Genomic DNA, 17,771 nt, shown 5'->3' on the forward strand with positions numbered 1-17,771 from the left:
CAAATACTTTAATATTACCTTTTTCTGTTATACCAATTGCAATAATTAACACGGTGTATTTATCCAGTCTCTATACATAATTGATTTTACTAAATCTACATTATGAGCAAGTTGATTCCAAGCGTAACAAGCCATAGTGACGATATCTTCATATACACCATAACATTGGTTAGACAAGTAATGATTCTTGATCCATTCCCAAACTTGTTCCATTGCATTAAGTTCCGGTGCATAGGGCGGAAGCGGTATCAAAGTGATATTGCTTGGCACAGTTAGTTTTTTGGCTGTGTGCCAACCTGCATTATCCGTTAGTAAAGCTATATGTCGGTTGCCTTGAATACTGCGAGAAAGGTCTTCTAAGAATTTATTCATTGCCTGTGTGTTTGCATATGGTAAAATTAATGCAAAAGCTTCTCCTGTATCATGGCAAGCAGCTCCATAAATATATGTTGAAATGAATTGCTGTTGCCGAACTTTACGGGGTCTAGTGCCACGCTTAGCCCATATACGAGTTAAGCTACCTTGTTGCCCAACTCGAGTTTCATCCTGAGATCATATATCAACTTTACATCTATCGATATTTTTTGGTAATAATTCTGTTAACATATCTGGAAAGTTTTTTTATATGTATTTTGAGTCTCTTGATTTGACTTTGGATGCATTGAACGAGAAGTAATCCAGCTAAAACCAAGGCGGTGCATAGTATTGTAGACTGTTTTTAACGCACATTTAGCACCATATTCCTCAAGTAACATGATATGTAGTTCCTTTCCAGTTATATACCCACCAGTTTTACTTTCACTGAGCGTATTGATTTTATCAAAAAGAGCAGACTCTTGTATAGTGTTAATCTTCCTAGGGGCACCGCTTCTTTGTGATTCAAATAATCCTTCAAAACCATGATTCCTAAATCTTCTGAGCCATGATTGCACAGTTTTCCAGTGTGACTTCACTATTTCAGATATGGCTTTAAAAGATTTGCCTAATTGAAGGTGATACATCGCCAATAAACGTATACGATTTCGACCATGCGGCTCATGTTTCATCATTTTTATAAAATCATGACCTTCAAAACCTTGCGGTAATATTAACCTAGCTATTTGATTACCTTTTATCAGTTAAAAAACATTTTATAACACTGCGTTAATTATTGCAATTGGTATTAGTACACTAGCTCCGATATTATAACCCATTTTAGGTTGTTTTGGTAATATAATATTCTGTTCATAGTTTTTATCTTGCCAAACTACCAGCGATTCCAAATATGGCATAGAAGGATGGTAAGTACTAGGATATGGAATAAGTTTGGTTCTGTCGCATATGTTGGACAATAGAAAAAAGATTGATATAATGATCTAAAAAAGATGTTAAGATGTTTCGTATTACTGCAAGATTATTATCATATTTCAAAGGATTTTGTTCTTCACCAGAAATAATAATGTTATTTGTCTATATGAAATGCCGATTTTCTTTAAGTTATCGAGATTTGGAAGAAATGATGAGTATAAGGGGAGCAAAAATTGATCACTCTACATTACAAAGATGGGTTATAAAATTTGTACCATTGATAGATCAGGTGGTTAGAAAAAGAAAGAAGCCAGTTGGTAGTAGTTGGAGAATGGATGAGACTTATATTAAATTAAACGGTAAATGGGTTTATTTATATAGAGCACTAGATAGTCTTGGTAATACTGTAGACTTTCTGCTACGTAAGCATAGAGACAAGCCTGCAGCACTTGCATTTTTTCGTAAAGCCTTTAGAGAGAATAATTTTCCTGAGAAAGTAGTAATTGATAAAAGCGGTAGTAATACGGCTGCTCTTAATGATTTGAATACAGAAGTTCCTAAAGATTATAAAATTAAGGTTATTCAGACCAAATACCTGAATAATCTTGTAGAACAAGATCATAGGTTTATCAAAAAACGTACAAAGCCAATGCTTGGTTTTAAGAGTTTTCATTCTGCAGAAATGACTATTACCGGTATAGAAAATATTCGTATGATGCAAAAAAGACAAATAATTGGAGCTAATGATAATCTTTCTACTTTTGAGAATTTTGCTATGTTAATGGCATCATAATGTCCAAAACCTTAGTTTTAACAATCTTGATGTAGTATGATTTATAGATGCGACAAAACCAATTTTATAACCCATCTTTGTAATGTAGAGTGATCAATTTTTGCTCCCCTTATACTCATCATTTCTTCCAAATCTCGATAACTTAAAGAAAATCGGCATTTCATATAGACAAATAACATTATTATTTCTGGTGAAGAACAAAATCCTTTGAAATATGATAATAATCTTGCAGTAATACGAAACATCTTAACATCTTTTTTAGATCATTATATCAATCTTTTTTCTATTGTCCAACATATGCGACATGTATCTTGTAACTGCAGGTCAAATTTAGTACTTGCAAAAACGTCTTCAGAGGAGTTAGCTTACTTCTGAAGGCAGAAAGAGGTGACTCTGTAGATGCGACTAGATACTAAGTCTGCGGTTCTGATAAGAGCCCTCTTTCATATCTCCTAAAGCTGAACAGTATCTTAAGCAGGAGTTTCGCAGTTAGCAAAATTGCGAATCAGCTAAAAGGCATCTAATGTTGTTCTGAATTGATGTTTTTATAACTTCCCAAGTTTGTTGATATAAAGTAATTTTTTCATTTATCCTCCTTTTGTTCATATCGAGCCAAGCAAATACAGCAAGGCAAATATGATTTCTCTGAGCTCGACCCGTGCGTGCCTGACAGCGTTCAATACCACAAGTTTGTTTTAATTCTCGATGATAAACTTCTATAGACCACCGTGCCTTAACAATTTTCTCTATTTGTTCACGTGTTGGATTTTCTAAGTTAGTTGTTATGTAATCAATGCGACCATTTTTTGCCACAAACTTAAATACCGTAACCCAACCGTATCCACGTAGGTGAATTTTTAGTCCCTCATCAGGAATCTCTAAACTTTCTAAGCTAACATTATGATTAACTTTTCTATTTTTTCTTAGGTTACTAACCCATGTCCAACCTAAATTACGTATATGTTTCAAATTCTCCAAACCGCTATACCACGCATCCATTACTACTGCATCAGGATTGATCCCTCTTTCCTTAGCTAAAGTAAGCATATCACAAAAATGCTCATTCTTTGTTTTTCCATCAGTTTCTTTATCATATATTCTATAATCTACAGGGGTAGATTGATCAGTTTTAGCATTGTAATGCAGTAAGTTGACCATCCCTATACCAGGTATAACATCATGTACAGCTCCAGAATATTGATAATGTACAAGCTCAATTTTCTTACTGTATTGCTTTGACAATAACGTGTCATCTCCCACTAATAAACAAGAAGCTTCCCTATCAATATATTTTGACACTTCTCTGTAGATCCCGCTAGGGCGGAAATCCTTACTATTTAACCATCGACTTGCACTATCATGAGATAGGTTTATTGGACTTACTTCAGATAATGCTTTACCACTATATCTTACGCTACTTGCTTGTAAAAATGATTTATATAAGTCTTTGCTACATTTTGATCTTGCCATGCTTAACTAAAACTCTTTCTTGCTAGATTAACATATTTTTTGCTAAGTGCGAAACTCCTGTTAAGAAAAGCTTATGCTTATTCTGTATAAACATGGTTAGCTAAAGCCTTCTAGTACTTCAAATCAACGGTTTATCAAGGAGGAGTAAATGTCCAAACCAATCCTAGGAGTTGACGTCTCAAAGTTAGATTTATCAATAGCACTACTCGTTGATAAAAAATATTATCAAACAAAAATAGATAATAATCAACAAGGTTTTAAGATGTTTGTTAGGTGGCTTGAAAAACATGATGTTACTAAGGTAGCTGCATGTATGGAAGCTACTGGTAGTTATGGTAAATCATTTGCTGATTTTTTATATAATAATGGTCATGAGGTAAGTGTAGTAAACCCTTCATGCATCAATGCCTTTGCAAAAAGCAAGTTATCACGCCATAAGACTGATAAAGTAGACAGTATGATCATTGCAGAATTCGCAATTAAGAATGATCTGACACCGTATATTCCTACAGATAAAGCATTGCAATATCTACAGGATCTATATCGTTGTATGCAAAATCTCAAGAAGCAACACGCACAAACTCAAAACTACCTTGAACACAAACAGCACTTACCAAAATCAATATGCACTAGTTATGCTAAACTTGCTAAGCATATTAAGAAAGAGATTGAAAATATTGAACTTGAGATAGACAAGATATTGACTAATAACACATCTCTAAAACAGAAGGCAGATAACATGCAAACTATTCCAGGCATAGGTAAGGCTACAGCTGTAGCTATTCTTGCAGAAGCTCCTGACTTAGAATCTTTCAGTAATGCTAGACAATTAGCTGCTTATGCAGGACTTACTCCAAAACATAAAACTTCTGGCACATCTGTCAGAGGAAAAACTTCTATCTCAAAAATTGGTTCTTCTAACTTGCGTAAAGCCTTATACTTTCCTGCTATAGTTGCTAAAAAGCATAACCCACTATTCAAGGAATTTACTCAAAAATTATCTAGTAAGGGTAAACCTGCTAAAGTTATCATTGTTGCTATCATGAGAAAGCTATTACACATAATCTTTGGAGTTGTAAAAAATAAAACCTCATTTAATCCAAATTTAGTGCTTGACTCCTAAGACACTATCAGAACCGTTTGATTAATATAGATATTGAATATAACAACATTGGGGTTCAAGGGCTAATCATACTAGATGAATTTCTAGAAAATGATAAAACCATAAAGCAAATAAGTCTTAGAGGTAATGATATTGGTGATGAGGGAGTGGATATACTGGCAGGAGTTCTAACAAATAATGAAATTGTAAAGCAAGTGGATATTGGTAGCAATAATATTACTGATAAAGGAGCAATCATATTAGCAAGACTCCTAAAAAATAATAACACTATAAAGAAAATATCTCTTAATAATAATGATATTGGTGATGTTGGGATTGTCCAACTTGTTAAAGCTTTGGAAACTAATAGAACCATCAGCCAAATAGACCTTAGCTATAACAATATTACTGACAATGGGGCAATAACACTGGTGGGACTTCTAGAGTTTAATAATAAAATTACAAGCAAAATAATAATAGATTTCACAGATTTTGACAATGAAAATATTAGTTACCAAGTAGAAGAGCTGTTAATTGAGACTCTAGAAAGCCACAACAAAAAACTGGGGGTATAATTTTAAAAATATTCATCTGTATCATATCTGATACAGAATATCAATAAGGGGATTGATGTAAATAGTGGCATTCGGTTAAGTTTTTAACTTATCTATTTTAAAGCAAACTCATATAAATAAAAAGCCCATATTTAGACTTAGAGCTAATAATTCAAGAACCAGGTAGATTCCCCCACCATAATGATACTAAAAAGCCGTGTAATAGCCTTAAAATAATAAATATGGATATCTATGATAAACCACTTGATAAAGTTACTCTTGCTACGAGTTAAAACAATTATTTTTACAATAACCAAAAATTATTAATGCTAAAAAAATGTGACACTTGGCTCTAATACTGAAGGAGATGGGGTAATTTAATAATAATTCAACTTGACTTGTCCAGTATTTGATCTATCTCTGAATGCATAATACTTATTAATTTAAACTCTAATTTATAGTCACCTTTTTGGTTAAAACCCCCAGCTTCAGCTGGGAAAGACTTTAGTCCTTGTTCTAATATTTCAATTCACTATAACTTGAACATATGATATTTTAACAAGACTAGCCACACTGTATTTTACCATCGCTTTAATGTTGTTTGAATCACTAAATATCGCTATAAAATACTGCAGGGTAACCTAAGAGTTAGGATCAGAGAGATAATGCACAGGCGTTAGTAATATCTCTTTAGAGTAATAGCGACTTCCAGTCTAGATATCAACCCACCAGCTTCAGCTGGTTGTTATTGAGTATTACTATTATCAAAGGAAAAAATATGACAGACTTAGCACAAAAAGCCATAATTTTAGTTCGTGTTTCAACAAGGGAGCAAAAACAATTGCTACGTCAATAAAACAGTAGTGCATCGAATGATCCAACAACCTTTCTATTATGGTGAAATGAGAGTAAAAGGAGAGATGTGGTCACATGGTTACCAAGCAATTATAACAAAAGAGACTTTTATGGCATGTAAAGATGTACGTTTAGGGTGGAAGAAGAAGCCTTTTAAATATGGTGGTAAGGATTTTCTTTTTAGAGGATTAATCACCTGTGCAGTAACTGGTAAAGTTGTAACAGCTGAAATTCACAGCAAAACATATTCAGATGGCAAAGTGGACGAATGGACTTATTTAGGTACATGGGATCCAAAGAATCCAAACAAAAAGATTTATGTAAGAGAAGATGAGGTTTTAAAGCAAATAGAAGAGGTTTTTAAAAGAATAGGTAAGAGACCCGGAAATGCTAAAAGAGACCTTTGCCTATTTAAAAAATACAAATGAGCTAAAAAAAGATGAACATGGGCAAGCGACGGCTGCTTTAAAGCAAGAACATACAGAAAATGAAAATAAACTAAATTCATTAATTGATTTAAGATTAAGCAGCGAACTAAGCAAAGAAACAACAATTAAAAGATCGTCAATATGAAATTGCTCGTTTACTTAAAGTTTATGAGGAAGCAGACGATAAATTTACTGATACGGCTACAATGCTAATAACTCTAGCTTCGCAAGACCATGAAACCTTCAAAGGTTCTGAAAGCCCTCAAAAACGAGTCTGTCCTATAGTTTGTGTAAGTTGCAAAGAAAGCAGTAAGAGATTACTGTAAAAAAAGTAACTTAAGCAAGCAAGGAGGAATTATGGCTAAAAAATTAGATACAGATAAAGATACATTAGACATCAGTAATCAGCTAGTAGAAGAATTATTATCAAAAGCAGATCCATCGGAGTTATTTGGTCGAGATGGTTTATTTCAACAGCTAAAGAAGCAAATAGTTGAGAAAATATTAGCAAGTGAGTTGGATCATGAATTAGGATATTCAAAACATAGCAAGATGCCAAAAGTAGATAATAATCGTCGTAATGGTAGCTATGAGAAGACAGTAATTGATGGGGATGGTCGTAAGCTGACAGTAGAAGTACCAAGAGATCGGGAAGGAGAGTATAATCCTCAATTAATACCAAAAGGGCTGAGGAGATTTAATGGATTTGATGAGAAAGTGATATCCCTTTATGGTCGCGGTATGACAGTCAGCGAGATCCGAGGGCATTTAGAAGAAATATATCAAACTGATGTATCTGGTGACTTGATATCCACCATAACAGATGGGGTGATAGAAGAAGTAACTAGGTGGCAAAATCGTTGTTTAGATAGGGTGTATCCAATATTATACTTGGACTGTATCTATGTAAAATCTAGAGACAATCACATAGTAATAAATAAAGCAGTATATTTAGCACTTGCTGTAAATATAGAAGGGAAAAAGGAGTTACTTGGCATTTGGATAGGCAAAAATGAAGGTGCTAAATTTTGGATGCAAGTAGTTACTGAGTTAAAGAATCGAGGAATTGAACAAATTTATGTTGCTTGTGTGGATGGTTTAAAGGGCTTTCCAGAAGCTATAAGCAGTGTATTCCCGAGTACTATAGTACAATTATGTATTGTACATATGGTTCGCAATTCAGTAAAGTATGTGTCATATAAAGATTTAAAAGAGGTCACATCAGATCTAAAACAAATTTATACAGCTAATAATGACGAAATGGCACGTTTAAAACTTCAGCAATTTGGTGTAAAATGGGATAAAAAATATCCGGTAATTTCTGATATTTGGCAACGTAATTGGTCTGGGATAATACCGTTTTTTGCCTTTCCTGAAGAGATCAGAAAGGTAATTTATACTACTAACACTATAGAATCTGTAAATCGTCAAATTAGAAAAATTATCAAAAATAAGGGGGTGTTTCCAGATGATAAGTCAATTCAAAAAATAATATTTTTATCCCTACAAAATGCAGCCAAAAAATGGACCATGCCTATTAAAGATTGGTCTTTAGCTTTAAATCAATTTGAAATACTTTGTGGAGATTTTAAATATGATTTATTGGAAAATAAAAAATGAACTTACACAAATTAAATGATTGACTCTCAAAAACGCAAAATGATAAATTTCGTATTTCAGAACCTCAAACTAAGGGGCAAAAAACTTGAGACCTCTCTACGTTTCCCGTTCGATATTTTTGAAAAAACGACAACTTGTACCGAATGGCGGAGAGAGAGGGATTCGAACCCTCGATACGGTTAACCCGTATAACGGTTTAGCAAACCGTCGCCTTTAGCCTCTCGGCCACCTCTCCAAATCATAACATGATTATATTATGAGTCACTTATAGCATTGAATCGTTTATATTTCTATAATTATTTTATATAAGTTCAATAGGGTAATTTAAAAGTCACAATCAATAGTTGATGCACATAGTATAATGGTTTCCATATTTTGGACACAAAAATAGAAGAAAAGAGATAGAATTCTTTAGCAAACAAGGAGAGCTAGAGATGAAAAAACAAGTAAGGCAATATAGTGCTGAGGAGAAATCAAAAATTGTCATAGAGAGAATCAAGGGCGAGCTAACAATAGCCCAAATAACTAGTAAGTATGGTGTTCATGCAACGTAGATAAGTAATTGGAAAAAACAGGGGCTTGAATTATTAGTACAAGGCTTTAAGAGTAAAACACAGAGTGCTGATCCAAATCAGCAGGAGTTAATCAAGAATCTATATGAACAAATTGGACAGTTAAGTGTTGAGCGTGACTGGCTCAACAAAAAATCTGCATTGTTTGGACTTAAAGGTTAAGTGTAATATGATAGAGCCTAATCATAATAAATGTATACCTGCAGCAAAACTGGAGTCAATCATTTAATTTGTGTAAGTTCATTTTTTATTTTCCAATAAATCATATTTAAAGAGTCAATCATTTAATTTGTGTAAGTTCATTTTTTATTTTCCAATAAATCATATTTAAAGAGTCAATCATTTAATTTGTGTAAGTTCATTTTTTATTTTCCAATAAATCATATTTAAAATCTCCACAAAGTATTTCAAATTGATTTAAAGCTAAAGACCAATCTTTAATAGGCATGGTCCATTTTTTGGCTGCATTTTGTAGGGATAAAAATATTATTTTTTGAATTGACTTATCATCTGGAAACACCCCCTTATTTTTGATAATTTTTCTAATTTGACGATTTACAGATTCTATAGTGTTAGTAGTATAAATTACCTTTCTGATCTCTTCAGGAAAGGCAAAAAACGGTATTATCCCAGACCAATTACGTTGCCAAATATCAGAAATTACCGGATATTTTTTATCCCATTTTACACCAAATTGCTGAAGTTTTAAACGTGCCATTTCGTCATTATTAGCTGTATAAATTTGTTTTAGATCTGATGTGACCTCTTTTAAATCTTTATATGACACATACTTTACTGAATTGCGAACCATATGTACAATACATAATTGTACTATAGTACTCGGGAATACACTGCTTATAGCTTCTGGAAAGCCCTTTAAACCATCCACACAAGCAACATAAATTTGTTCAATTCCTCGATTCTTTAACTCAGTAACTACTTGCATCCAAAATTTAGCACCTTCATTTTTGCCTATCCAAATGCCAAGTAACTCCTTTTTCCCTTCTATATTTACAGCAAGTGCTAAATATACTGCTTTATTGTCCCACTTTGGGAGAAAAACCCCGCACTTGCAGTGCGTCGTTTCAACATAAATTTTAAATATCTTATCAAGAAAAGATAAGATATTTTTTTAACAAAATCTTACACTTCACAGATATATTCTTTTTGTGTTGTGACACTTTTTAAATGAACCATACACAAATAGTTTCTAACTTTTAAGTTAGTACATACATGAGGCATTCATGCCGTAATATTAAGCTCTGCACTTGCAGTGCAGAGTGGTTAACTTATTACTATGTGATTGTCTCTAGATTTTACATAGATACAGTCCAAGTATAATATTGGATACACCCTATCTAAACAACGATTTTGCCACCTAGTTACTTCTTCTATCACCCCATCTGTTATGGTGGATATCAAGTCACCAGATACATCAGTTTGATATATTTCTTCTAAATGCCCTCGGATCTCGCTGACTGTCATACCGCGACCATAAAGGGATATCACTTTCTCATCAAATCCATTAAATCTCCTCAGCCCTTTTGGTATTAATTGAGGATTATACTCTCCTTCCCGATCTCTTGGTACTTCTACTGTCAGCTTACGACCATCCCCATCAATTACTGTCTTCTCATAGCTACCATTACGACGATTATTATCTACTTTTGGCATCTTGCTATGTTTTGAATATCCTAATTCATGATCCAACTCACTTGCTAATATTTTCTCAACTATTTGCTTCTTTAGCTGTTGAAATAAACCATCTCGACCAAATCAGGAGTTTCGCACTTAGCAAAAAATATGTTAATCTAGCAAGAAAGAGTTTTAGTTAAGCATGGCAAGATCAAAATGTAGCAAAGACTTATATAAATCATTTTTACAAGCAAGTAGCGTAAGATATAGTGGTAAAGCATTATCTGAAGTAAGTCCAATAAACCTATCTCATGATAGTGCAAGTCGATGGTTAAATAGTAAGGATTTCCGCCCTAGCGGGATCTACAGAGAAGTGTCAAAATATATTGATAGGGAAGCTTCTGAAACTGGACTGATTTTTCAAGACAAATTTTTCACTAATTTTGTTTCCCATTTTACATAATTTTTAAGCTGCATTTTGTAAGTAATCAAGATACACGTTCATCGGTTTTTTATAACCAATACTTGAATGGAATCTTTGATTGTTATATTTATCCATGTATTTATCAATACCATCTTTAAGTTCTGCGATATTTTTAAAATCATTTATAAATATACAATTATATTTTAAAGTTCTAAAAAATCTTTCAATCACAATATTATCAATGCTTCTACCCTTACCGTTCATTGAGATTTGTATATTATTCTCTTTTAGAATTCCCGTATGCTCATGTCCAGTATATTGACTACCCTGATCACTATTGAATATTTGTGGTGCAGGGTATTTATTCAGTGCATCTTTTAATACATCGGTTACAAGTGATGCATCCATAGAATTAGATACTTTATAACTTAGTATTGCCTTACTATGCCAATCTATAATCGCCACAAGATACATAAATCCTCCGTTAGTTCTAATATAAGTAATGTCACCACTCCACACTTGATTAACATAAGGTACATGAATAGTTCTATTCGTTCCTGATTTGTGCCAGTACGGCTCAAGCAAATAGCTATAAATTTTATGTTGACCATCCTTCACAGAAGTAGATTGCTTTTTATGAGGATGAATAGCTTCTATACCCATTATTCCCATATATTTAAGCACCCTATCTCTGCCCACATTAAAGCCGTCTTCCAATAATTGTTTGTATATATAACGATAACCATACTCAGGGTTATCCGTATATATTTCATCTATTCTATTTAAAATATCAAGATTATATAAGCTCATTACTTTAGCTTTATAATATACTCCAGATCTGCTTATCTTTAATAGTTCACATTGCCTTGTCTTTGCTAACGTACTCAGCTTGGGGTCGACAAGACTTTTCTTATTTGATAAGTCCAAGCTGTTTAGCTTTCCCACCGCCCAGTCCCTCTCGACTGTAGCCTTACCTAATGCTTTTGCAAGTTCATCGTTTTGATTCTTAAGTTCACTAATCTGCCCTTTGTACTCACTAACAGCTTTTGCTGGCTCAAATGCCAATGACGCATTATCTAAAAATTGTCGTTTCCAGTTTTGCATAGTTTTAGCCGTTACTTCATATTTGACCGATAACTGACCTATTGTTGATTCTTCTTTTAACATCTCTAATACTATTTTAGTTTTTGCTTCTGCACTAAAATTTTTAATTTGTTTTTTACCCATTTGTTTCTCTTTAATTTTATTTATTATTCTATACTTATTGAGAAACAAAAATACCTGCTTCTTTGTCTAATTTTTTCAGTCCATTATATTATATAACATCAGATGATGGTCCTCTTGGAGGAACAGAAAATGTTATTAATGTCATGACCCAAAAAAAGACTCCCATTACCATGTTCATGGTAGGATTACATTATGATAATTCGAGTCCTAGTCTAAAGAAAGCTGTTGATCTAGCTAACCACAGTTATTCTCATGCTAATAACCACTATAGGAATTTTTATCATCAGCTTTCGTATGTAATTAAGGATCTTAAAAAAAATAATACTGTTTTTGGTTTCACTGGTTCACATGTCAATACTAGACTACCAGGTAGAGATGTATTCCGTCTTCCTAACCTAAGTAAAGATGATCCATATATTTCAAAAGAAGAAGATAAAGTAGAAAGAATAGATGATGATGGAATATATAAAAATGGCTTCTATCTATATGGCTGGGATTTAGAATGGGCTCATAATCAGCATGGCAAGCCAATTCAATCCTTAGATGAATTAGTGCAAGAGATAGAAGATAAATTTAACAGAAATGATACTGCCTTACCTAGTTAACCACTCTGCACTGCAAGTGCAGAGCTTAATATTACGGCATGAATGCCTAATGTATGTACTAACTTAAAAGTTAGAAACTATTTGTATATGGCTCATTTAGAAAGTGTCACAACACAAAAAGAATATATCTGTGAAGTGTAAGATTTTGTTAAAAAATATCTGTATGATTCATTCTTATCTTTTCTTGATAAGATATTTAAAATTTATGTTGAAACGACGCACTGCAAGTGCGGGGTTTTTCTCCCAAAGTGGGACAATAAATTAATTTTACTTATGCATGATGAGATGTTTCAAGACCAATTTAATGGCAAAGAAAATTTAAGTCAGTTAGTTGATCTTTTGCATAAAAAAAATTATAAGTTTGATTTTATTAAAAATTATCATGTAGAGTGATTTTTATCTATAAATGCTTTAAAGAATTGGATTTGAAAATAAATGGTGAGCATGCGAATCCATGATATTTCCAAAAAACAATTTGTAGGAGCAGAAGAGTATACACTAATGCTATATCGAACTTAGGTTAAGTAAGTTGAAGTAGTTGAGATTTAATCTTACATTTAGTAAAATAAACAAATTATTAAATGGAGATTAAAATGAATTTAAATCAGAAAATAATAAGACCAAAAATAGGATTACTTGAACTAGCAAAAAGCTTAGGAAATGTATCTAGTGCATGTAAGACAATGGGGTATAGCAGAGATAGTTATTATAGATTCAAGGAATTATATGAGAATGGTGGCGATGAAGCCTTGTATGAAATAAGCCGTAAGAAACCCATATTGGCTAATAGAGTTGATCCTATTGTAGAGAAAGCGGTATTAGACATGGCAATAGAGTACCCCGCTTATGGTCAACTTCGTGTATCGAACGAATTAAAAAAAGATGGGATTTTAGTATCTCCCGGCGGCATTAGATCTATCTGGCTTAGGAACGATCTCAATAATCTTAAGAAACGGCTAGTAGCTTTAGAAACTAAAATGGCTCAGGATGGCATTATACTTAAGGAAGCTCAATTACGTGTCTTGGAGAATCGTAAGAATCTTAAAGAGGCACATGGGGAAATAGAGACAGAACATCCAGGCTATCTTGGTTGTCAAGATGTTTACTATGTTGGCAACTTTAAAGGAATAGGTAAGGTTTATGGTCAAACTTTTATCGATAGCTATTCCAGGGTGACGGATGCCAAATTATACACAGACAAAACAGCTATAACCTCTGCTGATATGTTAAATGATAGAGTTCTACCTTGGTACGAAGAACAAGGTATTCCTATACTACGTATATTAACTGATCGTGGTACTGAATATAAAGGAAATATAGAACATCATGCCTTTGAATTGTTTTTAAGTATTGAAGGAATAGAACACACCGTTACAAAAGCATATTCCCCTCAAACTAACGGGATATGTGAGAGGTTTCATAAAACCATGAAAAATGAGTTTTATGATACTGCAATGCGTAAAAAGATTTACAATTCACTTTTTGAATTGCAAAAAGATCTTGATACCTGGTTACATTATTATAATAACGAACGCCCTCATTCCGGCAAGTATTGCTATGGTAAAACTCCAATGCAAACCTTTAAAGATAGTAAAAAATTAGCGTTTGAAAAAAATAATGATATCTTGTATCTTGAACACTTATCTGACAGTCAAAATTTATCTGACAATCTAATAAGTTGAGTCAATCATTTAATTTGTGTAAGTTCATTTTTTATTTTCCAATAAATCATATTTAAAATCTCCACAAAGTATTTCAAATTGATTTAAAGCTAAAGACCAATCTTTAATAGGCATGGTCCATTTTTTGGCTGCATTTTGTAGGGATAAAAATATTATTTTTTGAATTGACTTATCATCTGGAAACACCCCCTTATTTTTGATAATTTTTCTAATTTGACGATTTACAGATTCTATAGTGTTAGTAGTATAAATTACCTTTCTGATCTCTTCAGGAAAGGCAAAAAACGGTATTATCCCAGACCAATTACGTTGCCAAATATCAGAAATTACCGGATATTTTTTATCCCATTTTACACCAAATTGCTGAAGTTTTAAACGTGCCATTTCGTCATTATTAGCTGTATAAATTTGTTTTAGATCTGATGTGACCTCTTTTAAATCTTTATATGACACATACTTTACTGAATTGCGAACCATATGTACAATACATAATTGTACTATAGTACTCGGGAATACACTGCTTATAGCTTCTGGAAAGCCCTTTAAACCATCCACACAAGCAACATAAATTTGTTCAATTCCTCGATTCTTTAACTCAGTAACTACTTGCATCCAAAATTTAGCACCTTCATTTTTGCCTATCCAAATGCCAAGTAACTCCTTTTTCCCTTCTATATTTACAGCAAGTGCTAAATATACTGCTTTATTTATTACTATGTGATTGTCTCTAGATTTTACATAGATACAGTCCAAGTATAATATTGGATACACCCTATCTAAACAACGATTTTGCCACCTAGTTACTTCTTCTATCACCCCATCTGTTATGGTGGATATCAAGTCACCAGATACATCAGTTTGATATATTTCTTCTAAATGCCCTCGGATCTCGCTGACTGTCATACCGCGACCATAAAGGGATATCACTTTCTCATCAAATCCATTAAATCTCCTCAGCCCTTTTGGTATTAATTGAGGATTATACTCTCCTTCCCGATCTCTTGGTACTTCTACTGTCAGCTTACGACCATCCCCATCAATTACTGTCTTCTCATAGCTACCATTACGACGATTATTATCTACTTTTGGCATCTTGCTATGTTTTGAATATCCTAATTCATGATCCAACTCACTTGCTAATATTTTCTCAACTATTTGCTTCTTTAGCTGTTGAAATAAACCATCTCGACCAAATAACTCCGATGGATCTGCTTTTGATAATAATTCTTCTACTAGCTGATTACTGATGTCTAATGTATCTTTATCTGTATCTAATTTTTTAGCCATAATTCCTCCTTGCTTGCTTAAGTTACTTTTTTTACAGTAATCTCTTACTGCTTTCTTTGCAACTTACACAAACTATAGGACAGACTCAATAAGTTAATTTATGGGGTCTGTAAGATCAAATCTTGACTTCTACAGTTCATCTGACAATCATCTTGTAACCGTGTTTATAATCACACAATTAAGGTTTATGATATTTATCAATTATCCAATCTATAAATGTATTATCAACAAACTGCTTCTTCAAAGCATACTCATATACTTCTTTTATTAGAGTTGTAAGGTTTCTCAATGAGAAACTTAAGTTTCTTTCAATTAATATATTAATTGTTGCACTAGTAGCTTTGCTAAAAATTTTTATCTGATCAACAGTTAGTATCTCGAGGTTTATTTCATTATCAATAACAAGAGCTTCCAAGTTAATGTCTAAGGCTTTTGCAATTAATTGTAAATTATTAGCACTAGGATTTTTTGAACTACCATACAAAATGCTATAGACAGTATTTCTACTTAGTCCAGTTTTCCTCTCTATATCTATAGCATTTATGTTTTTTTGAGCCATTAACGAATTAAGTCTAGCCTGTAAATTTGCCATAAGTAATACTTTGTATATAAAATTAATATTTTTAAAATATAAGGTATAATAATCAAAAAGTAAATACGAATTACATTATTTTTTCCGTGTTAATTCTAATTGTTCCTGCTGCTCTAGCTGTTGTTTTTGTCTATATATAAATTAATAGTAGGCTCAGTATGCCATTAGGGGTGACATCCATAATTGTTGAAAGTTTACAAATACCTATACCACAACGTCATTGCGAGCGTAAACGAAGCAATCTAGGAAACAATCTATAGATAAATGATGTTACTGGATTGCTTCGTCGACCTTACGGTCTTCTCGCTAATAGAGGTATAAAGAAGCTGTATTTACTAACTTTCAACAGTTGTGGGGTGACATCTGAGACACCCTAGGCTATTAAACCAATGCCTTACATCGAATTGAGGTTAATATATGTTCCATCCATTTTCCAGTTGCTACCCACTTACTTCATTAATAATCAAAAGATAGTCCCTCATCTACCCCTGACAATGGAACAGACACTGCACCAATACCACGGTCAAGTACATTTTGGTATATAGTAGTACATTTATTGTCCCACTTTGGGAGAAAAACCCCGCACTTGCAGTGCGTCGTTTCAACATAAATTTTAAATATCTTATCAAGAAAAGATAGGATATTTTTTAACAAAATCTTACACTTCACAAATATATTCTTTTTGTGTTGTGACACTTTCTAAATGAGCCATACACAAATAGTTTCTAACTTTTAAGTTAGTACATACATGAGGCATTCATGCCGTAATATTAAGCTCTGCACTTGCAGTGCAGAGTGGTTAACTATTAAATGAATAATCCGTAGTGTCATGACTTGTTGCTTTATATAAGGATTCTACAATATCACTTATCTTTTTTAAATGAGCATCAGATGATAAACCCTTTGATTTGTTCAATAATTCCCGAAAATCACTCATATCTCCCTTTATCTTCTTAGCTAGCTGTGCCTTAACCAAATCTAGTTTTTTAATTTCAGCACCATATCTTTCTAATAGACCAACATTTGAATAATTATCATTTATAGAAGCAATGTTTAATGGTGTATTAGTATCCTTATTAGCTATATTTGGATCTGCATTCATGTCTAATAACATTTCAATGATCTTAGTACTATTAGGATTGTTCTTTTCTGCTGCATAATGTAGTGCAGTATTACCGTCTTTATCTTGCTTATTTACATTACCTTTTGTAACTAAATGATTTACTAACTTCACGTTACCTTTTTTTACAGCTGTAAATAAAGGATTTTTATCGAATAAAGTAATTAAATCACCATAGCGTACTTGAGCAACAACTTGCTTACACACTGTTCCAAACGTCATATTTATTCCTCCAATTAGTTTTTATATCACAAATATCCGTTTTAAACGGATATTTGTGATCATACTACAGTAAAATCCCATTACATGCAAGCAATATTTAAAAAATTTTTAAGTTGAATGAATAGAATCAAAGGTTTATATACTCGAATGTGACTCCGAATTGGCTTTAATATAAGGGAAAATGCATTCTTAAAGCGGCTAACACGAATGCATTTTAAACCTTTCTAAAGCTAAAATCATGTTTTTAGCAAAATATTAATTTAACAATCAGATACAGAGCCGTCTCAAATCTGATT

17 protein-coding genes, 1 tRNA gene and 4 pseudogenes are annotated in these 17,771 nt (G+C 32.8%); 10 read left to right on the forward strand and 12 right to left on the reverse strand.

Annotated features, from left to right (window positions below; genetic code table 11):
• Nucleotides 1-45 precede the first annotated feature (45 nt).
• Nucleotides 46-537: pseudogene (locus tag AAHN00_RS08865) on the reverse strand (IS630 family transposase); the annotation flags it as partial.
• Nucleotides 538-599: 62 nt separating this feature from the next.
• Nucleotides 600-1,049 (reverse strand): helix-turn-helix domain-containing protein, encoded by a 450-nt coding sequence (locus tag AAHN00_RS08870; RefSeq protein WP_342271056.1) that lies wholly within the window; start codon nt 1,047-1,049, stop codon nt 600-602.
• Between the two features lie 323 nt (nt 1,050-1,372).
• On the opposite strand from AAHN00_RS08870, the gene AAHN00_RS08875 reads away from it, so the two are divergent.
• Entirely contained in the window at nt 1,373-2,080 is a 708-nt protein-coding gene (locus tag AAHN00_RS08875; RefSeq protein ID WP_342270905.1) for an IS6 family transposase, read from the forward strand.
• 56 nt (nt 2,081-2,136) lie between these two features.
• Here AAHN00_RS08875 and AAHN00_RS08880 read toward each other — a convergent pair.
• Together AAHN00_RS08880 and AAHN00_RS08885 are read right to left on the reverse strand one after the other, a co-directional pair.
• Nucleotides 2,137-2,325, reverse strand: a pseudogene (locus tag AAHN00_RS08880) (IS6 family transposase); the annotation flags it as partial.
• 244 nt (nt 2,326-2,569) lie between these two features.
• On the reverse strand, nt 2,570-3,550 hold the full coding sequence (locus AAHN00_RS08885) for a transposase (RefSeq protein WP_342271025.1): 981 nt from the start codon (nt 3,548-3,550) through the stop codon (nt 2,570-2,572).
• Between the two features lie 148 nt (nt 3,551-3,698).
• Here AAHN00_RS08885 and AAHN00_RS08890 point away from each other — a divergent pair, with 148 nt between their 5' ends.
• The 5 genes from AAHN00_RS08890 to AAHN00_RS08910 all read left to right on the forward strand — a co-directional run bounded on the left by AAHN00_RS08890 (nt 3,699) and on the right by AAHN00_RS08910 (nt 8,109).
• Nucleotides 3,699-4,673: an IS110 family transposase gene (locus tag AAHN00_RS08890; RefSeq protein WP_342271057.1), complete on the forward strand. Its 975-nt coding sequence runs from the start codon at nt 3,699-3,701 to the stop codon at nt 4,671-4,673.
• 17 nt (nt 4,674-4,690) lie between these two features.
• Nucleotides 4,691-5,227, forward strand: a complete 537-nt coding sequence (locus AAHN00_RS08895) for a hypothetical protein (protein ID WP_342271058.1) — start codon at nt 4,691-4,693, stop codon at nt 5,225-5,227.
• Nucleotides 5,228-6,021: 794 nt separating this feature from the next.
• Nucleotides 6,022-6,489 carry a recombinase family protein gene (locus tag AAHN00_RS08900; RefSeq protein ID WP_342271059.1) on the forward strand — a complete coding sequence of 156 codons (468 nt, stop codon included), beginning with the start codon at nt 6,022-6,024 and terminating at the stop codon, nt 6,487-6,489.
• Nucleotides 6,449-6,634, forward strand: a complete 186-nt coding sequence (locus AAHN00_RS08905; RefSeq protein ID WP_342271060.1) for a hypothetical protein — start codon at nt 6,449-6,451, stop codon at nt 6,632-6,634. The genes AAHN00_RS08900 and AAHN00_RS08905 overlap by 41 nt, the downstream gene beginning before the upstream one ends.
• A gap of 212 nt (nt 6,635-6,846) precedes the next feature.
• On the forward strand, nt 6,847-8,109 hold the full coding sequence (locus AAHN00_RS08910; protein ID WP_342270914.1) for an IS256 family transposase: 1,263 nt from the start codon (nt 6,847-6,849) through the stop codon (nt 8,107-8,109).
• 144 nt (nt 8,110-8,253) lie between these two features.
• On the opposite strand, the gene AAHN00_RS08915 is transcribed toward AAHN00_RS08910, so the two are convergent.
• From AAHN00_RS08915 to AAHN00_RS08925, 3 genes and pseudogenes are all read right to left on the reverse strand, one after another.
• Nucleotides 8,254-8,344, reverse strand: a tRNA-Ser gene (locus AAHN00_RS08915).
• 695 nt (nt 8,345-9,039) lie between these two features.
• Nucleotides 9,040-9,723 (reverse strand): annotated as a pseudogene (locus AAHN00_RS08920) (IS256 family transposase); the annotation flags it as partial.
• A gap of 242 nt (nt 9,724-9,965) precedes the next feature.
• A pseudogene (locus AAHN00_RS08925) lies at nt 9,966-10,442 on the reverse strand (transposase); the annotation flags it as partial.
• 76 nt (nt 10,443-10,518) lie between these two features.
• Between AAHN00_RS08925 and AAHN00_RS08930 the strand changes: the two are divergent.
• Nucleotides 10,519-10,779 carry a hypothetical protein gene (locus AAHN00_RS08930; protein ID WP_342271061.1) on the forward strand — a complete coding sequence of 87 codons (261 nt, stop codon included), beginning with the start codon at nt 10,519-10,521 and terminating at the stop codon, nt 10,777-10,779.
• A 3-nt stretch (nt 10,780-10,782) separates the two neighbouring features.
• Here the strand turns inward: AAHN00_RS08930 and AAHN00_RS08935 are convergent, their stop codons facing one another.
• On the reverse strand, nt 10,783-11,967 hold the full coding sequence (locus AAHN00_RS08935; RefSeq protein ID WP_342270912.1) for an IS3 family transposase: 1,185 nt from the start codon (nt 11,965-11,967) through the stop codon (nt 10,783-10,785).
• A 62-nt stretch (nt 11,968-12,029) separates the two neighbouring features.
• On the opposite strand from AAHN00_RS08935, the gene AAHN00_RS08940 reads away from it, so the two are divergent.
• The 3 genes from AAHN00_RS08940 to AAHN00_RS08950 all read left to right on the forward strand — a co-directional run bounded on the left by AAHN00_RS08940 (nt 12,030) and on the right by AAHN00_RS08950 (nt 14,254).
• The gene (locus tag AAHN00_RS08940) at nt 12,030-12,572 is read left to right on the forward strand and encodes a polysaccharide deacetylase family protein (RefSeq protein WP_342271062.1); all 543 of its coding nucleotides are present in this window, start codon (nt 12,030-12,032) and stop codon (nt 12,570-12,572) included.
• A gap of 103 nt (nt 12,573-12,675) precedes the next feature.
• Complete coding sequence (locus AAHN00_RS08945; RefSeq protein WP_342271033.1) at nt 12,676-12,837, forward strand: hypothetical protein; 162 nt, start codon at nt 12,676-12,678, stop codon at nt 12,835-12,837.
• A gap of 328 nt (nt 12,838-13,165) precedes the next feature.
• Nucleotides 13,166-14,254 (forward strand): IS481 family transposase, encoded by a 1,089-nt coding sequence (locus AAHN00_RS08950; protein ID WP_342271063.1) that lies wholly within the window; start codon nt 13,166-13,168, stop codon nt 14,252-14,254.
• 24 nt (nt 14,255-14,278) lie between these two features.
• Here the strand turns inward: AAHN00_RS08950 and AAHN00_RS08955 are convergent, their stop codons facing one another.
• The 4 genes from AAHN00_RS08955 to AAHN00_RS08970 all read right to left on the reverse strand — a co-directional run bounded on the left by AAHN00_RS08955 (nt 14,279) and on the right by AAHN00_RS08970 (nt 17,475).
• Nucleotides 14,279-15,541: an IS256 family transposase gene (locus AAHN00_RS08955; protein ID WP_342270914.1), complete on the reverse strand. Its 1,263-nt coding sequence runs from the start codon at nt 15,539-15,541 to the stop codon at nt 14,279-14,281.
• A gap of 178 nt (nt 15,542-15,719) precedes the next feature.
• Nucleotides 15,720-16,133, reverse strand: a complete 414-nt coding sequence (locus tag AAHN00_RS08960; RefSeq protein WP_342271064.1) for a helix-turn-helix transcriptional regulator — start codon at nt 16,131-16,133, stop codon at nt 15,720-15,722.
• 456 nt (nt 16,134-16,589) lie between these two features.
• Nucleotides 16,590-16,829 (reverse strand): hypothetical protein, encoded by a 240-nt coding sequence (locus AAHN00_RS08965; protein ID WP_342271065.1) that lies wholly within the window; start codon nt 16,827-16,829, stop codon nt 16,590-16,592.
• A gap of 103 nt (nt 16,830-16,932) precedes the next feature.
• Nucleotides 16,933-17,475, reverse strand: coding sequence for an ankyrin repeat domain-containing protein (locus AAHN00_RS08970; RefSeq protein WP_342271066.1), 543 nt, complete (start codon nt 17,473-17,475; stop codon nt 16,933-16,935).
• Nucleotides 17,476-17,771 lie beyond the last annotated feature (296 nt).

This window comes from Candidatus Tisiphia endosymbiont of Parasteatoda lunata, assembly GCF_964030955.1.
In the GTDB taxonomy this organism is placed as follows: domain Bacteria; phylum Pseudomonadota; class Alphaproteobacteria; order Rickettsiales; family Rickettsiaceae; genus Tisiphia.